General features: G+C 58.5%; 6 protein-coding genes. 5 read left to right on the top strand and 1 reads right to left on the bottom strand.

Annotation, left to right across the window (positions count from 1 at the left end; genetic code table 11):
• Nucleotides 1–250: 250 nt before the first annotated feature.
• Together wrbA and AC1DIS_RS26055 are read left to right on the top strand one after the other, a co-directional pair.
• Nucleotides 251–853 carry an NAD(P)H:quinone oxidoreductase gene (gene wrbA / locus AC1DIS_RS26050; RefSeq protein ID WP_064617932.1) on the top strand — a complete coding sequence of 201 codons (603 nt, stop codon included), beginning with the start codon at nucleotides 251–253 and terminating at the stop codon, nucleotides 851–853.
• A gap of 522 nt (nucleotides 854–1,375) precedes the next feature.
• Entirely contained in the window at nucleotides 1,376–6,190 is a 4,815-nt protein-coding gene (locus AC1DIS_RS26055; protein ID WP_477745494.1) for a M10 family metallopeptidase C-terminal domain-containing protein, read from the top strand.
• A 181-nt stretch (nucleotides 6,191–6,371) separates the two neighbouring features.
• On the opposite strand, the gene AC1DIS_RS26060 is transcribed toward AC1DIS_RS26055, so the two are convergent.
• Nucleotides 6,372–6,872: an Lrp/AsnC family transcriptional regulator gene (locus tag AC1DIS_RS26060; RefSeq protein WP_018925946.1), complete on the bottom strand. Its 501-nt coding sequence runs from the start codon at nucleotides 6,870–6,872 to the stop codon at nucleotides 6,372–6,374.
• Nucleotides 6,873–6,991: 119 nt separating this feature from the next.
• Between AC1DIS_RS26060 and AC1DIS_RS26065 the strand changes: the two genes are divergently transcribed.
• The 3 genes from AC1DIS_RS26065 to AC1DIS_RS26075 form a co-directional block, all read left to right on the top strand.
• On the top strand, nucleotides 6,992–8,026 hold the full coding sequence (locus AC1DIS_RS26065; RefSeq protein ID WP_192350518.1) for a histone deacetylase family protein: 1,035 nt from the start codon (nucleotides 6,992–6,994) through the stop codon (nucleotides 8,024–8,026).
• A 50-nt stretch (nucleotides 8,027–8,076) separates the two neighbouring features.
• Nucleotides 8,077–9,129 carry an ornithine cyclodeaminase gene (locus AC1DIS_RS26070; protein ID WP_477743097.1) on the top strand — a complete coding sequence of 351 codons (1,053 nt, stop codon included), beginning with the start codon at nucleotides 8,077–8,079 and terminating at the stop codon, nucleotides 9,127–9,129.
• A 175-nt stretch (nucleotides 9,130–9,304) separates the two neighbouring features.
• A partial coding sequence (locus AC1DIS_RS26075; RefSeq protein ID WP_477781169.1) for an amino acid permease occupies nucleotides 9,305–10,419 on the top strand: 1,115 nt, incomplete at its 3' end.

Consider the following 10,419-nt stretch of genomic DNA (forward strand, 5'->3'; position numbering starts at 1 on the left):
CTGCGCGCCCTTCCCCACTACACGTGCTGCCATCTGCCACCAATCGAATAGCTTCCCTGACTGCCCGGCAGGCAGCATACGGAACTGCTAGTGTTAATCCGCATGCCGTCAAAGTCCCTGCAGTCGGGTGGGTGTGAGCCGCCGTTTTGTTCATGACCGAGTGCTGCACCTGCCGCTGCTGTTCGTTGGCAGTGGTGTAACCCAAGATCTTCCTAATCCATCGAATGGCGCTTAATCCAGGAGAAAAATCATGGCGAAGGTACTGGTTCTCTATTACTCAATGTACGGTCACCTCGAAACGATGGCTGGAGCAGTGGCCGAAGGCGCACGATCCGTACCTGGCACCGACGTGACGCTCAAGCGTGTTGCTGAAACCATCCCGGCCGAACAGGCAGCAGCCATCGGCGTCAAACTTGACCAGAAGGCACCGGTGGCGACACCTGACGAGCTGGGCAATTACGATGCAATCATCTTTGGTACACCGACGCGCTTCGGCAATATGGCGGGACAGATGCGCACGTTTCTCGACCAGACCGGCGGACTGTGGATGAGCGGCGCGCTGGTCGGGAAAATCGGCAGTGTCTTTGCATCGACCGGCACCCAGCACGGTGGCCAGGAAACCACGATTACGTCGTTTCACAGCACACTCCTGCATCAAGGGATGGTCATCGTGGGTGTGCCTTACACCTGCGCAGGGCTGACCAACATGAGCGAGATCACCGGCGGTACGCCCTATGGCGCGACCACCCTGGCAGGCGCTGACGGTAAACGGCAACCGTCAAAAAATGAACTGGATATTGCGCGTTTCCAGGGGAAACACGTCGCTGAGCTTGCAATCAAGATCGCGGGTTAATGCAAGCACCTGAATGGGCGCGTATTGCAGGACACGAGCTAGCCTGTGTAAGGCCGGGGCGGACTTCACCACCGCGCCGCTGATACTCGCGGGTGGCTTGGCGATTCTAGAGAAAGCCTTGCGCGTCGGGAGTCATTGAAGACGACGTAAGCGTTGTTGGATTCAGAGGAGCGACGTTCCAGTGAGGTCGCTCCTCATTACCCATGCCGCTCATACACCTCCAGCTCAAGCATCGCGCATACAACATTGCGGCAGCGCACCTGCGGGCTATCGATAGCACCTCGTAACACACCTCAATGATGAAAAACCGCTCCCACAGAGCCATCGCTCGCTACCGGAGTGAGCGTCAACAATCTGTTATTTTTTTGAAACACCTTCTCAACCGCTAATCAGTTAGTCCGGTTTTTTGACACATCCCCGATATGCGGTCATAACTTTTGCACTCCGCTGGGTCAAACCACGGTGGCTGTCGATGGAATATTGGCATCTTCCGAGGTTCTTGCCTGATACGGAGATAAGCTCATGATTTTCAATGTACAAAATTTTGGCGCCAAAGGAGATGGCATCACTGACGACACAGCGGCGATACAAAGTGCAATTGATGCGGCGGCCGCCGCAGGCGGGGGGCAGGTTTACGTACCGACCGGAACCTATATCGTTTCGGGAGGAGTGGAACCTTCCGACGGTTGCCTGATGCTCAAGAGCAACGTCTACCTGTACGGCGACGGCATGGGCGCTACCACCGTCAAGGTGGCTGACGGCTCCGACACCAAGATCACCGGAGTCATCCGCTCCGCCTATGGCGAGGAAACCCACGACTTCGGCGTCAGCAAGCTCACCATTGACGGCAACCGTGACAACACTACGGGCAAGATCGACGGTTGGTTCAACGGCTACATTCCCGGGCAAGCAGGCTACGACTCCAACGTCACCCTCGACAGCGTCGAGATCAAGGACTGCTCGGGGTACGGTTTCGACCCCCACGAGCAGACCGTCAACATGGTCATCAAGAACAGCGTGTCCCACGGCAACGGCCTGGACGGTTTCGTAGCTGACTTCCTGAGCAACAGCACCTTCGAAAACAACGTCGCCTACGACAACGACCGGCACGGTTTCAACGTCGTGACCAGCACCCACGACTTCACACTCACCAATAACGTTGCCTACAACAACGGCGGCAATGGCATCGTGGTGCAGCGCGGCAGCGAGAACATCCCCTCCCCCAGCAACATCACCATCACCGGTGGCGAGGTGTATGGCAACGGCGCCGAAGGGGTGCTGATCAAAATGTCCAGCGAAGTGACGGTCAGCGGCGTCGACATTCACGACAACACCAGCGCCGGGGTCCGTATCTACGGCAGCAACCACGTCGAGCTTATCGACAACACGCTCCACAGCAATTCCCTGGGCAACCCCGTACCGGAGATCATCATCCAGTCCTACAACGACACCCTGGGTGTGTCCGGCAAGTACTACAACGGCAGCGATAACATCATCCAGAGCAACATCATCACCGGCAGTAACCTGTCGACCTACGGCGTTGCGGAACGCAATGAAGACGGCACTGATCGCAACGCCATCATCGGCAACACCATCAGCCACACCAGCAACGGTGCGACGCTGGTCTATGGCGACGGCAGTTACGTCAGCGACACGGTCCCGATGACCACCGTGCAAGGCACAACTGGCAACGACACCCTGCTGGGCAGCGCCGGCAGCGAGATTTTCTATGGCGGTGCTGGCAACGACACCATCAATGGCGGGGCCGGTGACGACATTCTGGTAGGCGGTGCAGGCATCGACAAACTCACCGGCGGTACCGGCGCCGATACGTTCCGTTTCACCACTCAGTCCGACAGCTACCGCAACGCAACCGCGAGCTTCGATGACACCATCACCGACTTCGATGTCACCCAGGACAAGATCGACCTCGCCGGCCTCGGTTTCACCGGCCTGGGCAATGGCCATGGCAGTACCCTGCAAGTCAGCTACAGCGCCAGCACTAACCGCACCTACATCAAGGACTACGATGCCGACGCCAGTGGCAATCGCTTCGAATTGATACTCTCGGGCAACCTCGCCAGCACTCTGACCGCCAGCAATTTCATCTTCAATCGTGTGCTCACCGGCACCAGCGGCAACGACTCGCTGCTGGGCAGTGATTCGGCCGACACCCTGCTCGGCCTGGCGGGCAACGATAGTCTCAGTGGCGGCGCCGGCGACGACAAGCTCGACGGCGGTGCCGGCATGGACACCCTCACCGGTGGTGCCGGAGCGGACACCTTTGTGTTTTCCAATCGCCTGGACAGTTACCGCAACTACAACACCGGCGGTGCCAACCTTGGCGACCTGATCACCGATTTCGATATCACCGCCGACAAGATCGACCTCTCGGCCATGGGTTTCACCGGTCTGGGGGATGGCAAGAACAACACCGTGTACGTGGCGCTCAACAGTACCGGGACCAAGACTTACATCAAGTCCCTGACTGCCGACGCCGATGGCAACCGCTTCGAAGTGGCACTGAACGGTAACTACCTCGACAAGCTGACCAGCGCCAACTTCGTCTTCGCCACGTCATCATCGACCAACCATGCGCCATTGCTGGCGACGCCTCTGCTGGATCAGAAAGCAGCCGAAAACACCCCGTTCAGCTACGTGGTGCCGGCCACCAGCTTCACCGATCCGGATAATGACAGCCTCAACTACAGCGCCACCCTGTCCGATGGCAGCGCCCTGCCCGCGTGGCTGAGCTTCAATGCCACCAACCTGACCTTCAGCGGCACGCCGACCAGCACCGCATCCGGCAATTACAACGTGCTGATAAAGGCCATGGACCCGGCCGGTGCATCGGCCAGCGATAGCTTCGATCTGGTAGTGGCCAACACCGTCACCGGCACCAACAATGCCGAAACCCTCAACGGCACGGCGGGTGCCGACCTGATCCTCGGCCTCGGTGGCAACGACACGATCAAGGCCGGCGCTGGCGCCGACACCGTCGACGGCGGCGGCGGACGCGACTCGCTGTATGGTGGCGACGGTGCCGACACCTTCCGCTATACCAACCTGCTCGACAGCTACCGCGACTACGACACGGGTGGTATCACGGCCACTGACACGATCTATGACTTCACCGCGGGCGTCGACAAAATCGATGTGTCAGGCCTGGGCTTTGTCGGCCTTGGCGATGGCCACAATGGCACGTTGTACATCACCCTCAACGCGGCGGGCGACAAGACCTACATCAAGTCCGCCGAAGCGGATGCCGATGGTAATCGATTTGAAATCGCCCTCAGCGGCAACTACCTCAACACCCTGACCGCCAGTGACTTCGTGTTTGGCCAGCACGCCCAGCAGGACATCCTCTACCTGCCCACCCTCGGCCAATCCAATGCGCGCCTGCTGCGCATGACAGAGGACGACAATCAGTCCGGCACCTCGATGCTGGTCAACGACCTGGATCGCTACACCCCCTATGACGTGCGCAGCCAGTTCACCGATGCCGATGGCAACGGCATCGACATCGCGGTGGGCGGCAGCACGGTCACCGGCCTGTCGACGCTCAGCGCCGAGGAACTCAAGTTGTGCTGGTGGCTGACCGACACCGACCAACCCGGGGCTGCGCTGTTGCGCGCCGTGACGCTGCTGAGCGAACAGCGCTCCGAACTGCAATCGATCAATAACGTCACCATGGGCATCATTTGGGGCCAGGGTGAGGAAGCCGCTCAGGAGATCGCCCAAGCCACGGACAAAGCAGCGGCAGCAGCGGCCTACAAGGATGCGACCCTAAAGGTGTTTGACTACCTGCATGCCCAGTTCGGCAACTTCGACGTGTACATGATGGAAACCGGTCACTACGAGCAGGACGCGGCGCGCGCCCGTGGCTATTCGGAAGAGAAGATCGCCTCCATCGTCGAGGGGGTTGGCTATGTTCACGCCGCCCAGGAAGCCATTGCCGCCGAGCGCGCCGACGTCAAGCTGGCGGTGGACTACAACGACCTCCCCTTGCGACACGAAGTCGATCCGCTGACGTATCCCGACGACGTCTGGCACCTGCACGAGGAATCGGCGGAAATCGTCGGCCAGCGCCTGGCCGACTACATCGCCAATGACTTTGGCTTCCAGGGCAACCCCAACGACAACAACAGCGTGCAGGACATTTTCGACAACAACCGGACGATGATTTCCGGTACCGACCAGGCGGATACCCTGGTGGGCAGCTCGGGCAACGACACACTGGATGGCGGCCTGGGCGCCGACACCATGACCGGTGGCGATGGTAACGACATTTATGTGGTCAACAACGTGCTCGACCGCGTGGTGGAAAGCAACACCTCGACCTCGCAGATCGATACGGTACAGGCCTCGGTCAGCTGGACCCTGGGCGCCAATCTCGAGAACCTGGTGCTCACCGGCGTGTCGGGCATCAACGGCACCGGCAATGAGCAGCACAACTTCATCACCGGCAATGCCGGCAATAATGTGCTCGATGGTGCCGCAGGGGGCGACAGCATGAGCGGCGGCGATGGCAGCGACACTTACTATGTCGACAACGCCGACGACATCGTGATCGAGATCAACAGCAATGCGCTGTCCGGTGGGATCGACAGCGTGCACAGCAGCCTGGCGGCCTATACCCTCGGCAACAACGTCGAGCATCTGTATATCGATAGCACTGGCGCCGCCAATGGCACGGGCAACGCGTTGGACAACACGCTGTTCGCCGGAGCCGGCAACAACGTGCTGGACGGACGCGAGGGCAATGACACGGTGTCTTTTGAACGCGCCGCGTCTGGCGTTACCGTCAACCTCTCGACGTCAGCGCAGCAAAACACCGTGGGTTCCGGGCTCGACACCGTGAAGCTCTTCGAAAACCTCACGGGAAGCGCCTACGCCGACACTCTGTCGGGTAGCAGCGGCGCGAACGTTCTGAACGGTGGTGCGGGCAACGATACGTTGGTGGGCGGTTCGGGCAATGACCGGCTGATCGGCGGTGCCGGCACCGACAACCTCACCGGAGGCACTGGCGCGGATACCTACGTGTTTGATGCGCTGTCGGACATGGGCGCCGGCGCTTTACGCGATGTGATCAACGGTTTCAAGAGCACCGAGGGTGATCATCTGGACTTCTCCGGCCTGGACGCCAACCCGCTGACCACTGCTATCGACGCCTTCACCTTCATCGGCGCCAACGCCTTCGACCCTGCCGACGCCACCGGCCAACTGCGCTTTGCCGATGGCATTCTCTATGGCAGTGTCGATGCCGACGCCGCCCCCGAGTTCGAAATCACACTGGTGGGCGTCACGGAGTTGCACGCCAGCGATTTCACAGCCTGAGTTACGCCCAAAAGGGATTTGCAGTGCTCGAAAAATCGAGGACAGCCACAGGTCAAAATGCAGGAGCGGGCTTGCCTGCTCCTGCATTTTGCATTCTGGTACGGGGGCAGGCGTCAATTTCGCCAGCGAGAAAAAAACTCGGTCAAGGTAGGTTTTGGAAAGGTGATCCAACCCCTGCCCTTCAGTCCTTGCTCGATTTGGGTATCGCAATACGGCTACTGGTCTTGACCTCGCGTAATGCCAGGCTGGACTGGATGGAGGCAATACCCACCTGGCGCCTGAGCACCTGCTCGATAAAGTCACTGTAGCTATCAAGATCCTCTGCCAACACTTGCAGCACGTAGTCGGCATCCCCGGTGATCTTGTGGCAGGACAACACTTCGGGCAACTGCGCAATCACCGCCTCGAAGTCGTCGGGGGCGTGATCGGCGTGGGTGGAAAAACGGATGTGCACGAACGCCATGATGTCCAGCCCCAGCATTCGTCGATCAAGGTTAGCCTGATAGCCCTTAATCACTCCCGCCTCCTCCATTCTCTTACGCCGCCGCCAGCAAGGCGTAAGGCTTAACGACAGGCGCTCACTGAGCTCGGCGTTGGAGATACTCGCATCCTCCTGCAGCAATGCGAGAATCGCCAGGTCGGTGTCGTCGAGACTGATGCGCTTGGATGTTTTTTTCTGCATTGCGCCATTCCTGAGTAAAACCTCCCGCAATATCTACCAAACACCGAAAACAAAGCAAAGAAATCGCATCCGTACCAGAACAAAATATTTGTACTGGCTCACATCAACGGATGCGCACAATGTTTACAGTTTTCAGTGATTCCCACCGTTTGCACCACGGCACCGAATTGAAAGACGGCGTACTCAAGCCGTCCTTCGAACAGCCCAGTCGGGCCGATACCGTCCATCATCGGGTCAAGCAGGTCGGGCTTGGTCAGGTCATCGAACCGCGAGCCTTTGACCGGTCGTGCTATGTCAACGCGCACAGCGAGCGCTACGTAACCTTTCTTGAATCGGCCTGGTCTGAATGGAGCGCAACCGGACGCACCCACGATGCCTTGCCGCTGGTATGGCCAGTGCGCGATCTGGCTAACGAGCATGTGCCGACTTACATCGACGGCAAGTTGGGTTTCTACGCCATGGACGCCGGCTCCCCGATTACCGCCACCACATGGCAAGCGGTAAAAACCAGCGCCGATATCGCGCTGACCGGGCTGGCGCTGATCGATGAAGGCCACGACAGTGCTTTTGCCCTGTGCCGTCCGCCCGGCCATCACGCAGCACGTGAATACATGGGCGGCTATTGCTATCTCAACAACGCCGCCATTGCCGCACAGCACGCCATTACCCAAGGCGCCAAACGTGTCGCGGTACTGGACGTCGACTTTCATCATGGCAACGGCACCCAGAACATCTTCTACGGGCGCAGTGACGTCATGTTTGTCTCGCTGCACGGCGAACCGACGGTGTCCTATCCGTATTACTCAGGCTACAGCCACGAAGTCGGCGCCGGCCACGGCGAAGGTTACAACCTCAACTACCCGTTGCCGAAGAACACCACCTGGGAAAGCTATCGCAACGCCCTGCTCCACGCCTGCAAGAAACTTCAGCAATTCGCCCCTGAAGTGCTGGTTATTTCACTCGGCGTCGACACATTCAAGGACGACCCCATCAGCCACTTTCTGCTGGAAAGCGACGATTTCATCGGCATCGGCGAGCTGATAGCGGGCGTGGGCTGCCCCGCCCTGTTCGTGATGGAGGGCGGCTACATGGTCGATGAAATCGGGATCAATGCGGTCAACGTGCTGCACGGTTACGAGAGCAAACGCACCTGAGTCATCCCCTGAATCGCAGCGTTTCAACTATTGAATCGGAGAATAAAAACATGACTCTTTTTATAGACGTCGATCATGCCGCACGCCTGTTCGCCAAGGTGGGAATCCGTCTGGCAATACGCGAAATGGCGGCTTACATCGAAGCTGACTACTCACGCTGGGTGCAGTTTGATAAGTCGCCGCGCACCGCCAATCATTCGGCCGAAGGTGTGATCGAGTTGATGCCGACCGACGACGGCCAACAGTACTCGTTCAAATACGTGAACGGTCACCCGGACAACGGTCAAAGCAATTTGCTGACGGTCATGGCCTTCGGTGTCCTGGCCGACGTCCACAGTGGCTATCCAACCTTGCTCAGCGAACTGACGCTGACCACGGCCGTGCGCACTGCCGCGACCTCCGCCCTGGTCGCGCAGTCCCTGGCGCGCCCGGGTGCAAGCGCCATGGCAATCATCGGCAATGGCGCCCAGAGCGAATTTCAAGCCATCGCCTTCTACGAAATGCTGTCCATCAAGGAAATCCGCATTTTCGATATCGATCGCGACGCTTCACTTAAGTTGAAGCACAACCTAGCCGCATTCCCGGATATCGAGGTGATTCTGGCCAACTCGGTACAGGACGCGGTCAAGGGTGCGCACATCGTCACCACGGTCACTGCGGACAAGGCCTATGCAACGATTCTGACGCCCGAGATGATCGAGCCCGGCATGCATATCAATGCCGTCGGCGGTGATTGCCCTGGGAAAACCGAACTGCACGCCGACATCCTGCGCAATGCCCGGGTCATCGTTGAGTTTGAGCCTCAAACCCGGATTGAAGGCGATATTCAACAACTGGAGGCCGACTTTCCCGTCGTCGAATTCTTCCGGATTGTTCAAGGTGAAGTCGCGGGCCGTGAGAACGACGCCCAGGTCACGGTTTTCGATTCCGTGGGTTTTGCACTCGAAGACTTTTCGTCACTGCGCTACGTGCACGACCTTGCGCGGGAGCATGCCATCGGTGAGCGCATCCATCTGGTGCCGACGCCTGCCAACATAAAAAACCTCTATCAACTGCTTGATCAGCAGCCAGCAGTTCCCTCGCGCCTGCGCACAGTCAGCTGATCGCCATAGGTGAGGCCTCCTGAGCAAAGTGCCAAGGGGCTACTCACCGTGTGACCGGACGAGAAACCCTGCCACACGCAAACCACCACCGTCAGTAGCCGTTGCATCTCTAACAAGAACGCTAGACACCCACTTTCTGCCAAAACTCAAAAACATAAAATCAAGAGGTTTTGTAATGAAAACGACTCCGTCCGGGCTGCCTGAACAGCCCGCGCTGCAGCGCACCCTCAGCAATCGTCACATTCAGTTAATGGCCATGGGAGGCGCCATTGGTACAGGGCTGTTCATGGGCTCCGGGAAGATCATCGCCCTTTCCGGCACGTCGATCATCCTCATCTATATGATCATCGGCTTGTTCGTCTACTTCGTCATGCGCGCCATGGGCGAACTGTTGCTCTCCAACTTAAACTTCAAAAGCTTCGCGGATTTTGCCGGTGCCTACCTTGGCCCGCGAGCAGCATTTTTTCTCGGTTGGTCGTACTGGCTGAGTTGGAGCGTCGCGGTAGTGGGTGATGCCGTGGTGGTCGGCGGCTTCTTTCAATACTGGTTCCCTGATGTACCCGCCTGGATACCGGCCATCGGCGTGCTAATGACGCTGTTTGCCTTGAATGTGCTGACGGTCAGGCTTTTCGGTGAAGTGGAGTTTTGGTTCGCGATCATCAAGATCATAGCCGTCGTCACCTTGATTGGCGTCAGCATGGTGCTGATTGCCAGCTCCTTCGTCTCACCCAATGGCGTCACTGCCTCCCTGAACCACCTGCTGGATAAACAGGCAGCCTTCCCCAACGGCCTGTTCGGTTTCTTTGCCGGTTTCCAGATGGCCATCTTCTCCTTTGCCGGCACCGAGCTGATCGGCACAGCAGCAGCCGAAACCCGCTCCCCCGAGAAGACCCTGCCTAAAGCCATCAACTCGATTCCGCTGAGAATCATCCTGTTTTATGTGCTGGCACTGGCCTGCATTATTGCGGTGACCTCCTGGCAACAGGTTTCGCCCAACAAGAGTCCTTTCGTCGAACTGTTTCTGGTTGCGGGATTTCCCGCAGCAGCAGGTATCGTCAACTTTGTCGTGCTGACATCTGCCGCTTCATCGGCCAACAGTGGCGTATTTTCATCCAGCCGCATGCTGTTTGGGCTGGCCAGTCACGACAATGCTCCAGGGATTTTTCGGCGTTTGTCGGGCAATAGCGTGCCTCTGCTGAGCCTGGCGTTCACCACACTGTTGATGCTGGTGGGAGTGCTGTTGCTGTTCATCGTTCCGGAAGTCATGACAGCGTTCACCATCGTCTCGAC

The organism is Pseudomonas sp. 05N433 (assembly GCF_056396925.1).